Source organism: Alcaligenes phenolicus (assembly GCF_032063905.1).
GTDB lineage: Bacteria > Pseudomonadota > Gammaproteobacteria > Burkholderiales > Burkholderiaceae_B > Alcaligenes > Alcaligenes phenolicus.
Genome location: NZ_DAMBOE010000001.1, coordinates 295,065 through 314,457, shown reverse-complemented (window position 1 = coordinate 314,457; position 19,393 = coordinate 295,065). Strand labels below are relative to the sequence as shown.

Genomic DNA, 19,393 nt, shown 5'->3' with positions numbered 1-19,393 from the left:
TTTACTCCTCATCATCCACGTGCTTGCTACCGAAGGAGCGCCACAACAACACCGGTATCACCATGGTAAATACAATAACTTCTTTGTAGGCACTGGCCCAGAAAGAGGAAAACGCTTCCAGTACACCCAGGAACAAAGCGCCCAGCAGGGTGACGGGGTAGCTGATCAGGCCGCCAAAGATTGCAGCCACAAAGCCTTTAAGACCAATCAAAAAGCCCGTGTCGTAGTAGATGGTCGTCACAGGCGCAATCAGCATGCCGGACAAGGCACCGATGGCCGCAGCCAGAGTGAAGGTCAGGGAGCCGGACATATTGGTGCTGATACCCACCAGACGGGCACCACGACGGTTCACCGCCGTTGCACGCAGGGCGCGACCGTAAAGGGTCTTACCAAAAAAGCCCCACAAGGCCAGAATCAGGACCACGCAAGCGCCCATCACAAAGAAGGTCTGTGCGGACCAGCTTACTGCGCCCAGGGACACTTCACCCTCCATGAAGGGAGGCGTGCGCCAGCCTTCCGGACCGAAGAACACCAGACCCAGCCCCGTCAACGCGAAGTGCACGGCGACCGAGGTAATCAGCAGCACCAGCACACTGGCTTCGGCGATAGGCTGGTACACCAGGCGGTAAACCATGGGGCCCAGGGGGATCACCACCGCCAGCGAGAACAGCACGGCAACCCACAAAGGCAGCTCCGAGCTGACAATGGCGGGAGCGGCAAAGTAAACCGCAACGGGGATCACGATATTGACCAGAAACTTGCGGGGCATGCCAGCCAGGCTGCGGCTGCGCAAGGCAGAGAGCAACTCCAGCAAGAACACCAGCGCACCGGCGATCAATAGCAAAATAACGGTTCCCGGCATGCGGCCATTGACCACAAAGGCCAGGGTCAAGGCGCCAAAGGTGACGAACTCACCTTGCGGGATAAAGATAACGCGGGTAACCAGGAAAACCAGAACCAGGGCGAGCCCGAGCAAAGCATAGATGGCGCCATTCAATATGCCATCCTGCAACAAAATTAAAGCGATGGTGGTATCCATGTCGGACAACATCCTGTACAACAAAAAGGGCAAAGGGCTTACGGCAAACGCAGGCCTGTAGCGGGAACGGGTGCCAGGCTCAGCCAGCACCCGCCTTGGAAAAAACCGGCTCTTGAGCCGGTTTTTGCCTGTCAGATATTACAGATCAGGCTGATACGTCCATTTACCGTCGACCACTTTCACAATCACGTGGGCACGCTTGTCCAGACCGGCGTGGTCCGTTGCAGACATATTGAACACACCTTGGGAAGCAGCCAGTTCCTTGGTTTGCTCCAGAGCATCACGCAGGGCTGCGCGGAACTCGGGTGTACCTGGCTTGGCGCCGGACTTCAGGGCTTCCGGAATGGCTTCGGTCACGAGCAGACCGGCATCCCACATGTGACCACCAAAGGTATTGATGGAGCCAGCACCGTACTTGGCTTCATATTTTTCCTTGTAGTCCATGGCGGTCTTTTTCACCGAGCTGCTGTCAGGCAGTTGTTCGGCAACCAGCAAAGGACCGGCTGGCAAGATCATGTCGTTACAGTCTTTGCCACACACACGCAGCACGTCGCTGTTGGCAGCACCGTGTGTCTGGTAAATGATGCCGGCGTAGCCACGGCCTTTCAGTTCACGCTGAGGCAAGGCAACAGGGGTACCGGAACCGGCGATCAGAACGGCATCAGGCTCGGTGCCCAGCAGCTTCAGAACCTGACCGGTCACGCTGGTGTCGTTACGGCCATAGCGCTCGGCGCCCAGCACCTTGATGCCTTTGGCTTGAGCGGCTTCGGTAATCACGTTCAGCCAGCCGTCACCGTAGGCATCGTTGTAGCCGATAAAGCCCAGGGTTTTAACGTTCTGCTTGACCATGGCATCGGCCAGAGCACCGGCCATCAACTGGTCATTCTGAGGGGTCTTGAACACCCAGGTACGGGCGCCTTCCACAGGATCAACAATCTTGGCGTTGGCGGCCACACTGATCATGGGAGTCTTGGTTTCGCCGGCAACGTCCACCATGGCCAGGGAACCGGGGGTCACGGACGTACCGATCACCACGTCGACCTTGTCGTCGGTAATCAGCTTGCGCATATTGCGTACGGCCACGGTGGTATCGGTGGCATCGTCCAGAACGATGTACTCGATTTTCTGGCCGGCCACTTCAGTAGGCAGCAGGCTGACTGTATTGCGCTCAGGAATGCCCAGCGAGGCCGCCGGTCCTGTCGCTGCCACCGTCACACCCACCTTGATCTGCGCGGACACGGCCACGGGCAGGCTCAAGGCCAGGGCTGCAGCCAATGTCGTCAGGCGACCAGTAGTAATGCAGTTCATCCTTTTCTCCCAAATTTTGTTCATTGTTGTGGACCGATTTAACGGTCAAAAAATCGTAATACAGATAATCACCAGCAGATACCAGAAACGTATCAAGTCACGAGAATTTCAGATATTGGTGTTTACCTTAAATATTAAAAGTTTAAATAGTGCACTAACTAAAGTGATAGCTCACTAATTAAGTGCCCTGTACCGCGATTTTCTTCACTGGAGAACCTACTGGAGGTCAGGAAGATCTGCACTTTGGAACCCTCTGTTCCAAACGCACTCTAATTGTCGATTACTATGTAGGACTGCACCCCCTGTAGGCATTGAACTGTTTTTCATAAGGCAGCACACGTGGAAAAAGTACGTAAAACAGACGCTGAGTGGCGCGCCCAGCTCAGCCCCGAAGAATTCTATGTCACCCGTCAGAAAGGGACGGAGCGCCCCTTTACCGGCCGCTACTGGGACACCACCACGCCCGGCATCTACCGCTGCGTCGGTTGCGGTACGCCCCTGTTTGCCTCGGACACGAAGTTTGATGCCGGTTGCGGCTGGCCCAGCTACTTCACGCCCCTGAACCCGGACAATGTGCGCGAGGAGCTGGATACCAGTCACGGCATGCGCCGTACCGAAGTGCTTTGCAATGTCTGCGATGCTCATTTGGGGCACGTCTTTGAAGACGGTCCCCCACCCACTGGGCTACGATATTGCATTAACTCTCTATCCATGACTTTTGAACCCGAAGCATGAAGAAGCTTTTATTTGATCTGTTCCCGCTGGTTCTGTTCTTTCTGGCGTTTCGCTTCTCCGACATCTATGTGGCAACCGGCGTGGCCATGGCTGCCTCGGTCCTGCAGATACTGTGGCTGAAGCTCACCAGCAAGGCGATCGAGACCTCGCACTGGATCAATCTGGCCGTCATTGTGGTCTTTGGCGGTGCCACCCTGTTTTTCCACAACGATGTCTTCATCCGCTGGAAGCCTACGGTGCTGTACTGGATCTTCGCGCTGGTGCTGCTGGGCGGACGTTACCTGATGCATCGCAATCTGATGCAAAAATTCATGGGCACCCATCTGGTCTTGCCCGGCCATGTCTGGGACAAATTAAACCTGGTCTGGGCGAGCTTTTTTGTCGCCATGGGCCTGGTCAATCTGTACGTTGCCTTCTCGGGCCACTTTACCGAATCGCAATGGGTCAACTTCAAGGCTTTCGGCCTGCTGGGTTTGATGCTGGTATTTGTCGTTGCCCAATCCTTGTGGCTGGGCCGCTACCTGCAAGACTCTTCCGATAACTCCACTCCCCCAAAATCTTGATTTCGCCATGACAGACGCACTTGCTTCCCTGATTCACGAACGGCTCCAGGCACTGGAGCCGTCGGAACTGGACATCATCAATGAGTCCCATCTGCACGCTGGCCACGCCGGTGCACAAGGTGGTGCAAGCCACTTTCGGGTGATCATCGCCTCGAAACAATTTGATGGAATTTCAACACTGGCACGACACAGACTTGTGTATGATCGCGTCCACGATCTAATGCCTTTCCCGATTCACGCATTGGCTATTCAAGCCAAAACCACCGCTTAAGGATGCTCATGAAACGTATTGCCGCATTTGCCCTGACCTGCGCTATGGCTGCTCCCGTCTATGCACAGACGATTGCCACCGTAAACGGCAAAAACCTCACGCAAAAAGACCTGGATCAGTTCGTCGCCGTTCTGGTCGAGCAAGGCGCCAAGGACTCGCCCGAGCTGCGTGAGCAAGTCAAACAGGAAATGGTGAACCGTCTGGCTGTGGTGCAAGCCGCTGAAAAAGCCGGTATCGACAAGACCAACCAGGTTCAGCAAGAGCTGGAACTGGCCCGCCAGAGCATTCTGGTCCGTGCCCTGATGGCTGACTACCTGAAAAAGAACCCCGTCACCGACGCCGACCTGACCAAGGAATACAACACCATCAAGGCGATGGAAGAAGGTCAGCAGGAATACAAGGTGCGCCACATTCTGGTCAAGGACGAAGCTGCCGCCAAAGATTTGCTGGCCAAGATCAAGTCCAAGAAAATCAGCTTTGCTGATGCCGCCAAGAAAGACTCCATCGACACCGGCAGCGGCCAGCAAGGCGGCGATCTGGGCTGGGCTCCTAGCTCTACCTACGTACCCGAGTTCGCTCAGGCTGTAGAGAAGATGAAAAAAGGCGAGCTGAGCGCTGCGCCTGTGCAGTCGCAATTTGGCTGGCACATCATCCAGGTGGACGATGCTCGCCCTGTGACCTTCCCCGCCATGGCCGAAGTGAAGCCTCAGCTGGAAGAAATGATGCGTCAGCGCAAGCTGGCCGAATACCAGCAAAAAATCCTGAAAGAAGCCAATATCAAGTAATGGCTTTGACAGCCGCTTTGTTTTCCCGATAAAGCGGCTGGCAGGAAAAACAAATATGGCGCCCTTGAGGCGCCATATTTGTTTGTAGTGAAGAGCTCCTTCACTGGAGGTGGTTCATGCGGTGACCACCAGCCCAGATCACTACTGAATCACTACCGGGACGATTCAAGCCACCAGAACTTCACGGCTCACCCCGTGCTATTCACCCGCCAGTAAAGCCAGGAACTGGACTTCGTCCAAAATAGTCACGCCCAACTCCTGCGCCTTGGTCAGCTTGGAACCAGCCTCTGCACCTGCCAGCACATAGGCCGTCTTTTTGGAGACCGAGCCACTGGCCTTGCCCCCTGCTTCCAATACACGGCGTGTAGCCTCGTCGCGGCTCATGCTGGGCAGCGTACCCGTAATGACCACCGTTTTGCCCGCCAGCGGCAGATTAGCGCTATTGGCGCGGGCTTGCGCCTGTTGAGGTGTGACCCCAGCCGCCAGCAAAGCATCCAGGGCCTCACGATTATGCGGCTCCTGAAAAAAGTGCCGCACGGAAGCCGCTACCACCGGGCCCACTTCATTGACTTGCAGCAGCGCTTCTTCATCAGCCTGCTCCAAGGCTTGCAAGGAACCAAAATGCTGCGCCAGATCGCGCGCCGTGGTCTCACCCACATGGCGAATACCCAAGGCGTAAATCAGGCGATTCAAGGCCGGCTCGCGCACCTTGTCGATAGCCTCGATCAGGTTCTCGGCCGACTTGCGTCCCATACGCTCCAGCAGTACCAGCTTTTCGACTTGCAACTTGAAGATATCGGCCAAGGTATGCACCAGCCCGGTTTCCACCAACTGATCCACCAGCTTTTCACCCAAACCTTCAATATCCAGCGCTTTACGGCTGGCGGCGTGAATCAGGGTTTGCTTGCGCTGGGCAGGACAAATCAGACCACCAGTACAACGCCAGGCAGACTCCCCTTCCAGACGCTCCAGAGCCGACTGACAAGCTGGACACTCCTTGACCATCTCGAAAGGCACGCTACTTTCGGGGCGCTGCTCCAACACCACAGCAACCACTTCCGGGATCACATCACCGGCACGGCGCACCACGACGGTATCGCCCGCTCGCACATCTTTGCGACGCACCTCGTCTTCGTTATGCAGCGTGGCATTAGTGACTGTGACACCGCCCACAAAGACCGGCTTCAAGCGCGCGACGGGCGTGACAACCCCGGTACGGCCTACTTGAAACTCGATACTCTCCACACGCGTCATTTCTTCTTGTGCGGGGAATTTGTGAGCAACGGCAAAGCGCGGCGCACGGGCCACATAGCCCAGAACACGCTGCGCAGCCAAAGAGTTGACCTTATAAACCACACCGTCAATTTCAAAGGGCAAATCGGGGCGACGTTGCTGGGTTTGACCATAGAAATCCAGCAGGCCCTGTACGCCCTTCACGACTTTACGGTCGCGGCTCAAGGGCATACCCAGGCTTTCCAGCCAGTCCATCATGCCCGATTGGGTATCACGGGGCAGGGCCTCGCCAGCGGGTTCCGCAAACAAGGCACTTTGTGGCTGATTCGCGGCAGGCATGGGGCTGACCTCACCCCAACCATAGGCAAAAAAGCGCAAAGGCCGTTTGGCAGTGATTTTCGGGTCCAGCTGACGCAAGCTGCCTGCGGCCGCATTGCGCGGATTCACAAATACTTTCTCGCCACGCTTGGTCTGGTTCTCGTTCAGGCGCTCAAAGTCCGCCCGGTTCATCAAAACCTCGCCTCGCACCTCCAGCACGGCGGGCAATTGTGCCGCATCGCCACGCAAGCGCAGAGGAATGGACTTGATGGTGCGAATATTGCTGGTGACGTCCTCGCCTGTGGTGCCATCACCGCGAGTCGATGCCTGTACCAACAGACCTTGTTCATAGCGCAGGCTGATCGCCAGGCCATCAAACTTGTATTCAGCCAGATAATCCACCCGACGATCCAAGCCGACTACACCTGCGTCGACCAGGGTATCAGCGACACGTTTGTCGAAAGCCTGCACTTCCTCGTCATCAAAGGCATTGCCCAAGGACAGCATGGGGACAGCGTGCTGAACCGTGTCAAAGCCGTCCAGAGGCGCTGCACCCACACGCTGTGTGGGCGAGTCCGGTGTAATCCATTCAGGATGCTCGGCTTCCAGCGCCAGCAGCTCGTTCATCAATGCGTCGTATTGCGCGTCCGAAATGCTGGGCGCATCCTGAACGTAATAGGCCCAGTTATGCTGGGCCAGTTCTTCATGTAACTGCTGTACTCGCTTCAAACTCACGAAAAAATCCTGCCTGTACGTTCCTGGCCTGCTGTAAAGCCAGCCTGCTCCAGGCGTTCGTACAGATTACTTAGTTGTTCATCAATGTTTTGGTCGGTGCTCTCGGGCAAGGGGCGACCTTGATCATCCAGCACCACGCCGTCCAGACGGCTGGCCAGATCACGGGCCACCGTTGCCATGCGGCTAAAGGCATGATCGTCCGCCGGGCTGTTGGGCAAATCCAGCAGCAAGTCGATACGCTCAATGCTGGCCGACTGAATATCTTTAGGCTGGACACCATCGAACATGGCGGTGAAACGGGGCTGCCCCGAATCTGCCAACCAGGCCAGTTGCTGGCCAAAGGGCAGAAAACCGGCATCCTTGACCATTTGAATCACGGACGAGGCAGGCATGGGGCCAGGCAAGCGCACCGACACGCCCACCAGGGCATCCAGATCAGCGCAGGTATTATCCAGGGCAGCCGCACGACGTAGCACATCATCCTGTTCCGGACCTTCTACCGAACCATCAAACTGCTGGGCCAGCGCTTGCGCAGCCATCCAGACCTGCGACCACTCAATCGCCGACAAGGGGCCACTACGGTTGGCCAGCAAAACGGCAATCTGCATGCTGGCGTAGGACTCGCCCGAACGCAGGCGGGCGCGATGACCGCCCCCTTCGCATTCCGCAAAATAACGCACAGGCTTGGCACCGGTACGCGATACCGATTGCAAGGCCTGAGCCAGATCCTGAGCATCCACGGGCTGGCTGAAACTGATATCGATAACGGCCTCAGTCGTGCAGTCGGCCTCGGCCGCATCGTGCTCACCATCAGCAGGCGCAGAATCGCCGCCACGCGTCATGCTGGGCTCGCGGCGTTCCAGCTCGGTGAGCTGGCTCATCAAGGGATCGGTATCCCCATCCGGGAATTGGCTTTGCATCTGCTGGCGCACTCGGCGGTCTTGCCACCAGTTAAAGACCACCACGAGCAAGATGAGCAAAATGCCCAATAAAATCAGTGCGATTTGCAAATCACTCATTGTCAGTTCCGTCGAATCAACACTAGCGGATTAAAAAAAACAGGCTTACACACTGCTCATTTGCATGGCAGCGTCTACGTCCACTGCCACAATTCGGGACACACCTTGCTCTTGCATGGTGACCCCGATCAGTTGTTTGGCCATCTGCATGGCAATTTTATTGTGAGAAATAAATAAAAACTGGGTTTGATCACTCATGCTGGCCACCAGATTGGCATAGCGTTCGGTATTCGCATCATCCAGTGGCGCATCTACCTCGTCCAGTAAACAAAAGGGCGCGGGATTGAGCTTGAAGAAGGCAAAAACCAGCGCTGTCGCTGTCAATGCCTTTTCACCACCAGAGAGCAAATGAATCGTGCTATTGCGCTTGCCTGGTGGCTGAGCCATGACCTGCACCCCAGCTTCCAGCACTTCATCGCCCACCATCGTCAGTTTAGCCTCTCCACCACCAAATAGCCTTGGGAAAAGCTCGCCAAAGTGCTGATTAACGATGTTGAATGTTTCCATGAGCAACTGGCGCGTCTCGCGATCAATCTTGCGAATCGCATCTTCCAGGGTCTCGATGGCATCACTCAAATCCTTATGCTGGGCATCCAGATAGGTCTTGCGTTCCTGGGCCGTAGTCAGCTCCTCAAGGGCCGCCAGGTTCACCGGACCCAGGCCTTCAATCTGGCGCGAGATGCGCTGCACTTCAGACTGCAACCAGCCCACACGCTGCCATTCCGGTGTCTTTTCCTGTAACAAGCTCCACAGTTCGGAACGGTTTACCTTTCTGCTGTCCAGCTGTTCAGCAAACTGTTCGACCGCCAGACGCGACGCTTGTTCCTGCAACTGCAATTCAGTGACTTGCTCGCGCAAGGGTGCCAGATTCTTTTCGTTCTCGGCACGGGCCTGTTCATGCTCACGCAATTGGGCAGCCAGCGTATCGAGTTGAATTTTTGCCAGACGAACGGCTTCTTCACGTTCGGCACGCAACTCCAGGGCATCTTGTAAACCGGCTTGTGCGGCGGACGCATCCAGATCCAGCAGTTCGCCTTGCAAACCTTCCAGCTGACCGGCCGTGCGTTGTGCCTGCTCCTGCGCCAGGGCCAGATTGCGCTGCAGTTCGGCCATGCGCTGCACCAAAGCACGCTCGGCAAACTGGGCATCATGCACGGCGCGCTCACGCTCGTGTACGGTACGGCGGGCCTGTTCTGCCTGTTCGGCGCCCTTCTCGCCTTCCATCTGCGCTTCGGCAAACACGCCCTGATGTTCGGCCAGCTCTTCATCCAGCGTTTCAAAGCGGGCCTCGAATTCCTCGCGGTTCGCCTGCAGCTCTTCGCGCTGTACTGCCAGTTCTTCCAGCTCTTCGTTGATGCGGCTACCACGCTCTTGCGACTGCTGCGCCTGTTGGGCCAACTTGGAGTGCTCCAGCTGCACATCGTGCATCCGAGCTGTCAGCTCGCCCACGCGGGCTCGGGCCGGAACCAGGCCGTTACGCACTTGCTGCAAGGCCATTTCAGCCTGGGTGCTGGTATGACCCAGTTCATCGACAATCAGTTGAGCGCCGCGCAGCTCGCGCTCCAGATGAGCAATTTCCTGCTGACGTGCCAGCATCCCGGCTTGTTCGGAGTCGGGTGCATAAAAGCGAATGCTGTGCTTATCCACCAAATGGCCGTCACGCACCACGATTGCCATTTGATCTGTCAGTTGATCGCGCAAGCTCAGGGCCTGCTTCAAATCCTGACAGACATAAACCTGGTGCAACCAATTATCCAGCAAGCTGCGCAAGCCGCCCTCTTGCTGACGCAACACCGAAGTCAACAAGGGTAAATCCAGGGCAGGCTTGACCGGCGCTCCCGCCTCGGGCAACTGATAAAAACTTAAACGGGCCGGTGGTGCATCACTGGCGAAAGCTGCGGCCATATCCAGGCGGCGCAGCTCCAAGGCCGTCATGCGCTCGCGCAGCACCGCCTCCAGCGCGGTTTCCCAGCCTTTTTCCACGTCCAGGCTTTGCCATAGACGCTTCATGCTCTCCAGCCCATGCTTGGCCAGCCAGGGTTCCAGAGTTCCCTTGCGCGCCACATCCTCCTGCAAACGACTCAAGGCCAGATGACGTGCTTCCAGACGGGCCATATCCTGCCCGCCTTGCAAGGCTTGCTCCTGCGCCTTCTTGCGCTCCTCTTCCAGTCGAGGAAGCTGGGCCTCCAGATGCTGCATATGTTCCTGAGCTTGCTGCAACTGATTTTGCAGCATGTTCAGATCGCCTTGCAGACGCTCCAGATTGTCCGGGTCCGGGGCATTGAGTTCGCGCAATTCCTGCTTCAAGCGCTCCTGACGCTGCTCCACACCTTGAATCTGGCGGTCGGCATCACGCTGTGATTGCGCAGCCAAGGCCAAATTCTGTTCCAGACGCGCCAAAGCCATGCGCATTTCGTCGCGACGCTGGGCTTGCTCGCGTACACGCAGCTCCAGATCGGGCAAGGCTCCTTGGGCCTCTTCCAGCAAGATCTGTAATTCTTCCAGCTTGACTGCTGCTTCCTCGCGTTGCTGTTCGCTGTTTTCCAGCTCCAGCTGGCAATGCTCCTGTTGCTCAATCCAGTCGTGCTGCTGTTGTTCCAGCTGCTCGCGGCGCTGCGCCATACGGCTACGCGAATCCAGCACGTGGCGGATTTCCGCTTCCAGGCTGGACACTTGAGAGCCGGCCTCATACAACTGGCTTTGCGCCAGATGCAAGGCATCGCCAGCCTGTAAATGAGCTTGTCGCTGCGACTCCAACGTGGATTCGGCATGCCGCAAACCGGCAATGGATTCTTCCAGCTTGGTCTGAGCCTGCTCAATCGCCAGGAAACGGGCTTTTTGATCGCTCTGTGCATTGGACTCTTTCAGCAGCCACAGCAGGTTTTGCTTGAGCTCACCGTCTTGCTGCAAATCACGATACTGGCGTGCCACTTCGGCCTGCGCCTGCAATTTCTCCAGCTGCGCATCCAGTTCTCTTTGAATGTCTTCCACACGCAGCAAGTTTTCACGAGTATCGCGCAAGCGGCTTTCCGTTTCGCGACGACGCTCCTTGTAGCGCGATACGCCCGCGGCTTCTTCCAGAAACACACGCAGCTCTTCCGGCTTGGCTTCAATCAGGCGGTTGATCATGCCCTGCCCGATGATGGCGTAACCCCGCGCCCCCAAGCCCGTACCCAGGAAGATGTCGTGAATATCACGCCGACGAACCGCCTGATTGTTCAGAAAGTAGCTGCTGGTCCCGTCCCGGCTCAGGACACGCCGTACCGAGATCTCGGCATAGGTGCTCCACTGCCCCGAGGCCCGCCCTTCAGAATTATCGAAAACCAGCTCAACCGATGCGCGGCCCGCCGGTTTGCGTTGCGAGGAGCCATTGAAAATCACGTCCTGCATGGACTCGCCACGCAGCTCGGAGGCTTTGCTCTCGCCCAGCACCCAGCGCACCGCATCGATGATGTTGGATTTTCCACAGCCGTTGGGCCCGACAACGCCAACCAACTGACTGGGAGTTGGGATGGAGGTCGGGTCCACAAAGGATTTGAAACCAGCTAGTTTGATCTGGGTTAGACGCACAGGGTAGAAGTCAGCTCAGAAAAGACCAATTTGAACAGGCGCACAGGCGCATCTTGATCTGCCCGGCACCGCGAGTCGTATGATACCGCAGCACCTGCCACCCACAGCAAAACACGCCAAAAAACAAATGAAAACCACGGCCCGACTGCTGGGATGATAAGGCAGTAAACTCCCCCTTGCCGTCAAGCCCTGTTTACCCTGCTTGGCAAGCAAGACAAGAGTGTCAGACAGGGCATTTACAATAGCGCTTTGCCAGCGCCCGCCCGGCCAGAAAATCCGCGCAGACAGATAGCCGCAATGAATTTCTGATACCACTGCCCCCGCAGTCCCTGTTATTCTTGCTCCCCATCTCTCTTCGTAAATTTCACACCGGCTCAGGCTTGGTCAGAAAAACCATGAGGAGCCGCCTTGAAAAGCTCCCCAGGCCTGACACCTGGCTTTGATTCGTGCTCTGCAGTCCCGAGACTGCACCTGTGGGCACACGTATTCGGGATGTATTTTGAATAAAGGATTTTATCTGGTCATGGCCGCGCAGGCATTGTCGTCAGTTGCCGACAATGCCTTGCTGATTGCCGCCATCGCCCTGATCGCTGACCTGCACGGACCTATCTGGATGGTCCCCATGATGAAATGGTGGTTTGCGCTGTCCTACGTGCTATTGGCCGCTTTTGTAGGGGCCTTTGCCGACTCGTATCCCAAGGGCCGGGTGATGTTCGCCACCAATGCCATCAAGCTGATAGGCTGTATGTTGATGTTCTGCCACCAGTACTTTGGCATGAACGACTCCCAGCAGCTGGTTCTGGTCTTTATCTCCTACACCCTGGTTGGTATCGGTGCTGCTGCCTACTCCCCTGCCAAGTACGGCATCGTCACCGAAATGCTCAAGCCCGAACAATTGGTCAAGGGCAATAGCTGGATTGAAGGGCTGACCGTTCTGTCCATCATCGGCGGCACCGTGCTGGGCGGTATTCTGATCAACCCGTCGATCGCCAGTTCGCTGGCCGAACACCCACTGATTGCACCTTTGGCCCAGACGCGTGCCGAAGTCGCTATCTTGCTGATTTCCTTTATCTATCTGTCGGCAGCGCTGTGCAACCTGCTGATTCCCCGCACCAATATCGACTACCCGCCCCAACAAAAGAACCCCATTCTGCTGCTCAAGGAATTCCGTACCTACGTACATATTCTGTGGCGTGACAAGCTGGGCCAGATCTCGCTGGCGGTAACCACTTTATTCTGGGGTGCCGGTGCCACGCTGCAATTCATTGTGATCGAATGGGGCGCTCAACATCTGGGATACCGTCTGGACCAGGCCTCGGTTCTGATGGGCGTGGCCGCATTGGGTACGGTCTTTGGCGCCGTTTTTGCGGCCCGCGTTCCCTTGAAGAAATCACTGGCCGTTCTGCCAGTGGGCGTGGCAATGGGCTTTGTGGTTCTGCTCATGCCTTTGGTGCACGAGAAATGGGCGGTCTACACCCTGCTGATGGGCATCGGCGGCTTGTCCGGCTTTTTCGTCGTTCCCATGAATGCCCTGCTCCAACATCGTGGCCACGTCATGTTGTCGGCCGGTCATTCCATTGCCGTGCAGAACTTCAATGAACAGCTGAACATTCTGTTCATGCTGGCGCTGTACAGCCTGCTGTTGTGGCTGCGTTTGCCCATCAACTACATCATTGTGTTCTTTGGCCTGATGGTAGCGTCCTTGATGACGGTATTCATCATCTGGAAAAACGCCAATCTACGCGCGCATCCCGAGCTGGAGGCCTGCATAGGCCAGGAAGGTCATGGGCAGGCCTTGACGGCCAAGTAAGGGACAGCCCCAAAAAGGCACTACACCCCAAAAGTTGGACTTGAATCCAATCTTTGGGGTGTTTTTCCATGATGACGTCTGACGAGGCAACCCAGCGCTAAAAGCCGCCTGCAAGAACTGAGATCAGGACTGGCCCTGCAACTCGCGCAGCAAGGACAAATCCCGCCAGGCATTGGCTTTGTGCTGCGGGCGCAGCAACAGCGAGGCAGGATGGTAAGTCACCACCAAAGGCAGGCTACGACCCTGGGCATCGGTATACGTCAGGGCCTGGCCCCGCAAAGCCTCCAGATCTTCATCACGACCACTTAGTGCCACCGCCGCCAAATGGCCAACGGCCAGCAAGCGACGGGGCTGTACCAAGCGAATTTGTGCATCCAGAAAGGCACGACACGCGGCTAGCTCTTCTTGGGTGGGTGGACGGTTGCCCAAGGGGCGGCATTTCACCAGATGCGTTTTATAGACCGAAGCATCAGGAATCGCGCTGTTAAGCATGGCTTGCAAAAGCAGACCGGCTTTGCCATCAAAAGGCTGGGCGCTGCGATCATCGCTGGTGCCCGGCGCTTCACCAATAATCATCCAGTCCGGCTCGGACAAGAGCTCTGAACCAAATACCACTTGAGCGCGGCCCGTATGCAAACCGCATTCCTGACAAGCCTGCACCTGCTCCAGCAAGCTGGCCATATCCTGGGCTTTTTCGGGCTGAATCAGTACAGCAGGCCGCTGCACCACTTCCTCCACAGGAGCCGCTGCAACAGGTCGAGCTCCGGATTTACGCAAGACCGCCAGCGCCTGATCACGCGCCGACATGGCATCAGTAGCCGCTGCGGGAGCTGAAACAGGCGCAGGGCTGACCGCATCATCCAGATTTCGGCCTGCAAACTGAGCCGTCTGCGGGGCCGCTGCGGCCTCTTGCGCAGGGGCTGCTGCTATGGTTGCGGATTGCCCAAGCGGCTGTGCCTGCGGCAGACGCGCCAGAAAAGCACGCTCCAGCCCCAACTCCAAAAGCCAGGTGCGTTGCAGAGGGGAGATAGGCTGAAAATCGATCATGCCCCTGCCTTGTTGGCCAGGTTCAGACTCATCAAGACCGCGTCTTCACGCAGTCCATCGCCAAGCGGGTAGTAGTTTTTACGCAGGCCGTCCGCCTTGAAACCGTACTTCTGATACAGGCCTATAGCTGGCGCATTCGAAGCTCGCACTTCCAGAACCACGCGCTCCAGCTGATGCTGACGAGCCCACTGCAGGCCGTCGTCCAGCAATTGCCAAGCCAGACCGCGCCGCTGCTGTTCAGGGGCCACCCCAATCAGCAAAAGCTCAATCATATCGGGAGCTTGCAGCCAAACGGCATAGCCTTGCACCTGGCCTTGTTTGTGAATGATCCGGGAGCAGTACGCGCTATTGCCCAGGGCATCCGTGAAGTTGCCTGCCGTCCAGGGATGGCTTTCCACACGACGCTCAATATCCAGCACGGCGGACACATGCCCGGCCTGCATGGCTTCAATTTGCAGAGGTTGATCCAGAGCCGCAGGGTTTCCACCCAAGCCCTGTTCACGCTCCTGAATGGTGTAAGCGACTTTCTCGCGCACATACAGCGGCATGGCCAGATCCGGGGAGATACCCCGCCCTTCGTCCAGATCATGCAAAGCCAAATGCGCCACGCTGGCACCTGTTGCACGCCATGCCTGACCCACCTCCCAGCCCTGTGCGAGAACAGCTGGGGCCAGATCAGGAAACTGCTCCAATGCGTCACCGACGACTTGAATAGGCTGGTGCTCTGCGATCAAACCTTCAGCCTGCAAACGGGCGATCCAGGTAGTGACCTGCGCGGCATCCAGCAAGACAGGACTTTGCAGCACGGACCAGGAGCTCTGGACTGTCCAGCAGTACACAGCCGCGTAGACCTCTTGCATGCGCGCATCCTGTGCGACCACATAGGCCTTGCCTTCTACCGGCGTGCCGCAAGCAGCAGCTGCCAACAAGGACGAGACCGGCAACACCGGCAAGTCCAGGGCAAAAGCCATGCCTTGAGCCACACCACAGGCCACGCGCAGGCCGGTAAAACCGCCAGGGCCTTGGCCGAAAGCAATCGCCGTCAGGGCGTGCCTATCCAGACCGGCCTGCTCCAGCAGTTGCTCGGCCATGGGCAAAAGGCGTTCGGCATGATCGCCACTACCTTCATGGCTCAGCTCCACCAGCGAAATACCCGCCTGGGTGCGAGACAACAAGGTCAGTTCACAGAGATTGGAGGAAGTCTCCAGGGCAAGAATATGTGCATCCATCGCGCTATTTTAGTTTAAGCAGACTCAAAATAGGCAGCTCCATGGGATCGGACAAGGACAAAACTGTCCACGACAGAATTTCGAGTGTATTTCTCTTCCAGCCGCTCTTTTCTTGACCTGACTCAATCAGGCCAGTCAGACTATTTGCCACCATATGATCTTCTGTAAAGCCAGTTCAAATCCGCTACAAGGCGCATAAATAGTACAAAACACTTAATGTGTAATATTTTTCTACACCCCCCTATACGCGCTTTCTGTTGCCTGTTACATTTTCGCTATGAATACGCCGACCCCCCCCCTCACCCGCAAAATCCTTGTCGTTGACGACGATCCCCGGCTGCGCGATTTATTGCGCCGCTACTTGTCTGAACAAGGGTTCAACGTTTTCGTCGCCGAAGACGGTAAAGAAATGGCCAAACTCTGGCAACGCGAGCATTTCGATCTGCTGGTATTGGATCTGATGCTGCCAGGCGAGGATGGCCTGTCCATCTGTCGTCGGCTGCGCGGCGGACACGACAACACTCCCATCATCATGCTCACTGCCAAGGCCGAAGAAATCGACCGTATCGTGGGCCTGGAGATGGGTGCCGATGACTACCTCATCAAACCCTTCAACCCCCGCGAACTGCTAGCCCGTGTCAACGCTATCTTGCGACGCCGTGGTACCGAGGAACACCCCGGCGCACCTAGTCAGGAAAATGAATCGATCGAGTTCGGCCCCTATGTGCTGAACCTGTCCACACGAACACTGACACGCAACAACGAAGTCGTCCCCATCACAACGGGCGAGTTTTCCGTGCTGAAGGTGTTTGCCCGTCATCCCAAGATCCCCTTGTCGCGCGACAAACTGATGGAACTGGCGCGTGGCCGCGAATACGAAGCTTTTGACCGCAGCCTGGACGTGCAGATTTCGCGTCTGCGCAAGCTGATCGAACCCAATGCCTCCAAGCCCGTGTTCATTCAAACGGTCTGGGGTCTGGGCTACGTTTTTGTTCCAGACGGCGGTAACTGACCTTGTCTTCCGGTCAGCAAGAAGGGCGGCCCGCCGTGGCCGCCCAACGCCGAGCAACGAAAAACTCGAGTATCCGGCTGGGTTTATTCAGCCGGTCTTTTTTATTGCTCGCAGCGTTGATGCTCGTCAGCCTGGGTGCCTGGCTGCAAGTATTCTTCAGTATGGAAGAAGGCCCACGCGCAGCCCAAATGGCGCAGCGCGTGGCGTCCATTGTCAGCATCACCCGCTCGGCCCTGGTGTACGCGCCCCCGGCGGTGCGCCCTGCCTTGTTGCTGGATCTGGCCACCAAGGAAAGTCTGCGCGTGCAACCACGCGAGAACACGGACGAACTTGAACCCCTGCCGCGCTCCAACTACTGGCAGCATGTCTCTACCGAAGTGCGTGGCGCACTGGGCAGCCAGACCTTGATCATGTGGTCGGTCAACAGCGTACCGGGCATCTGGGTTTCCTTTGATATCAATGAAGATCAGTATTGGCTGGTCTTTGATCGCGAACAATTAAGTCTGACTGCCGGCGTGGAATGGCTGGGCTGGGGCGCTACCGCCTTGCTGCTGGCCTTGATCGGTGCCGCTGTCAGTGTGCGTTTTGTGAACCGGCCTTTGGCTCAGTTGGCCAAAGTCGCTCAGCAATTGGCCCGTGGCGAAACTCCCAGCACTCTGCCTGAAAAAGGTCCGGTTGAAATCCGCGACATGAATATCGCCTTTAACCGTATGGCGCGCGACATTCGCCAGACGGAGGCCGATAGAGAAATCATGCTGGCCGGTATTTCGCACGACTTGCGCACACCGCTGGCGCGCATGCGTCTGGAAATTGAATTAAGCCAGGTCTCGGACGAAACCCGCGCCGCCATTGACGAGGACCTGGCCCAGATTGACCACAGTATTGGTCAGTTGATGGAATACGCCCGTCCCGCTACGGCTGTCCCTGAACATGGCATTGATGTTTCCGCCGTGCTCAATGACGTCTACGAACGCGAACGCACGCATACAGAATCGCTGGGTGGAATTTTGACGGCTTCCGTCGAACCCAATCTGTATGCCCGCATCAGCGCCCACGACTTGAAACGTATCGTCTCCAACCTGATCGAAAATGCCCGTCGCTATGGACGCAGTCCTGAGGATGATCGGGCACGCATTGAGCTGTCGGCGCATCAGCATGGCAATATTCTGGTGATTGCCGTCAAGGATCAGGGAGCCGGTATTGAAAAGGGCGATATCCAGCGCCTGCTGCGCCCCTTCTCGCGCGGAGTCTCTGCACGCACAGGCGTCAGTGGCGCAGGCTTGGGGCTGGCTATTGTGGAGCGTTTGCTGGGACAAGTCGGAGGTCACTTTGAGCTGGTCAGTGCTCCGTCCGAGGGCTTGACCGCGCGCATTCAATTGCCCCGCATCCGCGCCAGTCGTAATGCGCCTGGAACCCAGGGCGATAAAGACTCCAAAGCCATCTGAGTACCTTGAGCCTTAGGCAGGGGATAGCCCTTGCCCAAGGCCGGGCTCAGTCCCGAGCCCGATCAAGCGCGGTACAACAGGGCGACTGAGGTCACTGCAATCCCTTCCTGGCGTCCCACAAAACCGATCGCCTCATTTGTTTTACCCTTGATGTTCACACTGCCGGGTTCCAATTGCAGATCGGCCTCGATATTGGCCACCATCGCCGGAGCATGTGGTGCGATCTTGGGTTTTTGCGCATGAATCGTGGCATCCACATTGCCTACCAACCAGCCCGCCGCGCGTACCTGTTCATACGCATGACGCAGCAGCACTCGACTATCGGCACCCTTGTATTTTGGGTCCGTGTCCGGAAAGTGACGACCAATATCCCCCAGACCCGCCGCCCCCAAAATCGCATCGGTAATGGCATGCAGCAAGGCATCGGCATCCGAATGCCCCATCAGGCCATGCGTATGCGGAATGGTGACGCCGCCCAGAATCAAAGGCCGGCCTTCGCACAGTACATGCACATCAAAACCTTGTCCTACGCGAATTGGCATGCTCATAACCATTTCTCCATCAATTCAAAATCTTCAGGCCAGGTGACTTTAAAATTCCGTGCCGAACCCAATATCAATAAGGGTTGGCTGCCCGCCAACTCCATGGCGCTGGCCTCATCCGTCACCGCAAAACCCTGTTCTTTAGCCATTTCCAAGGCCTCGCGCAAGTCGTGGGCGGGAAACAACTGGGGGGTCTGCGCTAACCACAGTCCGTCTCTGTCCACCGTTCCCTGCACCGCGACCGGCTCGGCGGGTGTTGCGCGCTTGACGGTATCAGGCACGGGTAAAGCCAGCAAGCCACCGCGTTGCGCCTGCAAGCAGGCATCAATCAGCCGCGCCAAAGCCTGCCTGGGCAAACCGGGACGAGCAGCATCGTGAACCAGAACCCAGGCTTGTTCGTCCTTATCCAGACTCTGCAAGGTATTGAGGACTGTTTCTGCCCGCGTTTCCCCACCACAAGGCAGACAAATCGTGCGCGGCAAGCCTTCCAGTGCGGCGGCGGCCCAGGTATCACCGGGGGCCACGGCCACCCGAACCTGGCTGATGCGCTCATCAGCCAGCAAAGCCTGTACCGAGCGGCGCAACATGGGCTGCTCACCCAGCAAACGGTATTGCTTGGGCAAGCCTTGCGCCTTCGTGGCAGAATCCAGGGCGCGCGAACCGATACCGGCGGCTGGAACAATTGCAATCAAGGTAGTCTTCATAGGTGGGTGATTTTATAATGACAATCCT

The 19,393-nt window shown here is 57.0% G+C and carries 16 protein-coding genes; 7 read left to right on the top strand and 9 right to left on the bottom strand.

What is annotated here, in order from left to right; genetic code table 11:
* Window position 1: 1 nt before the first annotated feature.
* Both U2949_RS01390 and U2949_RS01385 read right to left on the bottom strand, forming a co-directional pair.
* Window positions 2-1,039, bottom strand: a complete 1,038-nt coding sequence (locus tag U2949_RS01390; protein ID WP_035272757.1) for a branched-chain amino acid ABC transporter permease — start codon at window positions 1,037-1,039, stop codon at window positions 2-4.
* A 138-nt stretch (window positions 1,040-1,177) separates the two neighbouring features.
* A complete protein-coding gene (locus U2949_RS01385; protein WP_321285744.1) occupies window positions 1,178-2,347 on the bottom strand; it encodes an ABC transporter substrate-binding protein in 1,170 nt (389 codons plus the stop codon).
* A gap of 339 nt (window positions 2,348-2,686) precedes the next feature.
* Here U2949_RS01385 and msrB point away from each other — a divergent pair, with 339 nt between their 5' ends.
* The 4 genes from msrB to U2949_RS01365 are packed head-to-tail and all read left to right on the top strand — an operon-like array spanning window position 2,687 to window position 4,701.
* Window positions 2,687-3,082 (top strand): peptide-methionine (R)-S-oxide reductase MsrB, encoded by a 396-nt coding sequence (gene msrB, locus U2949_RS01380; protein ID WP_009456637.1) that lies wholly within the window; start codon window positions 2,687-2,689, stop codon window positions 3,080-3,082.
* Window positions 3,079-3,645, top strand: coding sequence for a septation protein A (locus U2949_RS01375; protein WP_009456639.1), 567 nt, complete (start codon window positions 3,079-3,081; stop codon window positions 3,643-3,645). Before msrB ends, U2949_RS01375 begins: the two co-directional genes overlap by 4 nt.
* Window positions 3,646-3,652: 7 nt before the next feature.
* On the top strand, window positions 3,653-3,916 hold the full coding sequence (locus U2949_RS01370) for a BolA family protein (protein ID WP_009456641.1): 264 nt from the start codon (window positions 3,653-3,655) through the stop codon (window positions 3,914-3,916).
* Between the two features lie 8 nt (window positions 3,917-3,924).
* Window positions 3,925-4,701, top strand: coding sequence for a peptidylprolyl isomerase (locus tag U2949_RS01365; protein WP_026483124.1), 777 nt, complete (start codon window positions 3,925-3,927; stop codon window positions 4,699-4,701).
* Between the two features lie 198 nt (window positions 4,702-4,899).
* Here the strand turns inward: U2949_RS01365 and ligA are convergent, their stop codons facing one another.
* The 3 genes from ligA to smc are packed head-to-tail and all read right to left on the bottom strand — an operon-like array spanning window position 4,900 to window position 11,576.
* Window positions 4,900-6,987 (bottom strand): NAD-dependent DNA ligase LigA, encoded by a 2,088-nt coding sequence (gene ligA, locus U2949_RS01360; protein WP_321285740.1) that lies wholly within the window; start codon window positions 6,985-6,987, stop codon window positions 4,900-4,902.
* Window positions 6,984-8,006, bottom strand: coding sequence for a cell division protein ZipA C-terminal FtsZ-binding domain-containing protein (locus U2949_RS01355; RefSeq protein ID WP_026483126.1), 1,023 nt, complete (start codon window positions 8,004-8,006; stop codon window positions 6,984-6,986). The genes ligA and U2949_RS01355 overlap by 4 nt, the downstream gene beginning before the upstream one ends.
* Window positions 8,007-8,051: 45 nt before the next feature.
* Entirely contained in the window at window positions 8,052-11,576 is a 3,525-nt protein-coding gene (gene smc, locus U2949_RS01350; RefSeq protein WP_321285737.1) for a chromosome segregation protein SMC, read from the bottom strand.
* A 499-nt stretch (window positions 11,577-12,075) separates the two neighbouring features.
* On the opposite strand from smc, the gene lplT reads away from it, so the two are divergent.
* Entirely contained in the window at window positions 12,076-13,386 is a 1,311-nt protein-coding gene (lplT, locus tag U2949_RS01345; protein ID WP_009456657.1) for a lysophospholipid transporter LplT, read from the top strand.
* 123 nt (window positions 13,387-13,509) lie between these two features.
* On the opposite strand, the gene U2949_RS01340 is transcribed toward lplT, so the two are convergent.
* The gene (locus tag U2949_RS01340; RefSeq protein ID WP_026483128.1) at window positions 13,510-14,433 is read right to left on the bottom strand and encodes a uracil-DNA glycosylase; all 924 of its coding nucleotides are present in this window, start codon (window positions 14,431-14,433) and stop codon (window positions 13,510-13,512) included.
* Entirely contained in the window at window positions 14,430-15,662 is a 1,233-nt protein-coding gene (tsaB, locus tag U2949_RS01335) for a tRNA (adenosine(37)-N6)-threonylcarbamoyltransferase complex dimerization subunit type 1 TsaB (protein ID WP_321285734.1), read from the bottom strand. Before tsaB ends, U2949_RS01340 begins: the two co-directional genes overlap by 4 nt.
* Before the next feature lie 277 nt (window positions 15,663-15,939).
* On the opposite strand from tsaB, the gene ompR reads away from it, so the two are divergent.
* Complete coding sequence (gene ompR, locus U2949_RS01330) at window positions 15,940-16,674, top strand: osmolarity response regulator transcription factor OmpR (RefSeq protein ID WP_003801024.1); 735 nt, start codon at window positions 15,940-15,942, stop codon at window positions 16,672-16,674.
* Between the two features lie 119 nt (window positions 16,675-16,793).
* Window positions 16,794-18,119, top strand: coding sequence for a sensor histidine kinase (locus U2949_RS01325; protein WP_462675655.1), 1,326 nt, complete (start codon window positions 16,794-16,796; stop codon window positions 18,117-18,119).
* A gap of 62 nt (window positions 18,120-18,181) precedes the next feature.
* Here the strand turns inward: U2949_RS01325 and ispF are convergent, their stop codons facing one another.
* Window positions 18,182-18,667: a 2-C-methyl-D-erythritol 2,4-cyclodiphosphate synthase gene (gene ispF, locus U2949_RS01320; protein ID WP_021446886.1), complete on the bottom strand. Its 486-nt coding sequence runs from the start codon at window positions 18,665-18,667 to the stop codon at window positions 18,182-18,184.
* Entirely contained in the window at window positions 18,664-19,365 is a 702-nt protein-coding gene (gene ispD, locus U2949_RS01315) for a 2-C-methyl-D-erythritol 4-phosphate cytidylyltransferase (protein WP_321285732.1), read from the bottom strand. The genes ispF and ispD overlap by 4 nt, the downstream gene beginning before the upstream one ends.
* Between the last annotated feature and the right edge of the window lie 28 nt (window positions 19,366-19,393).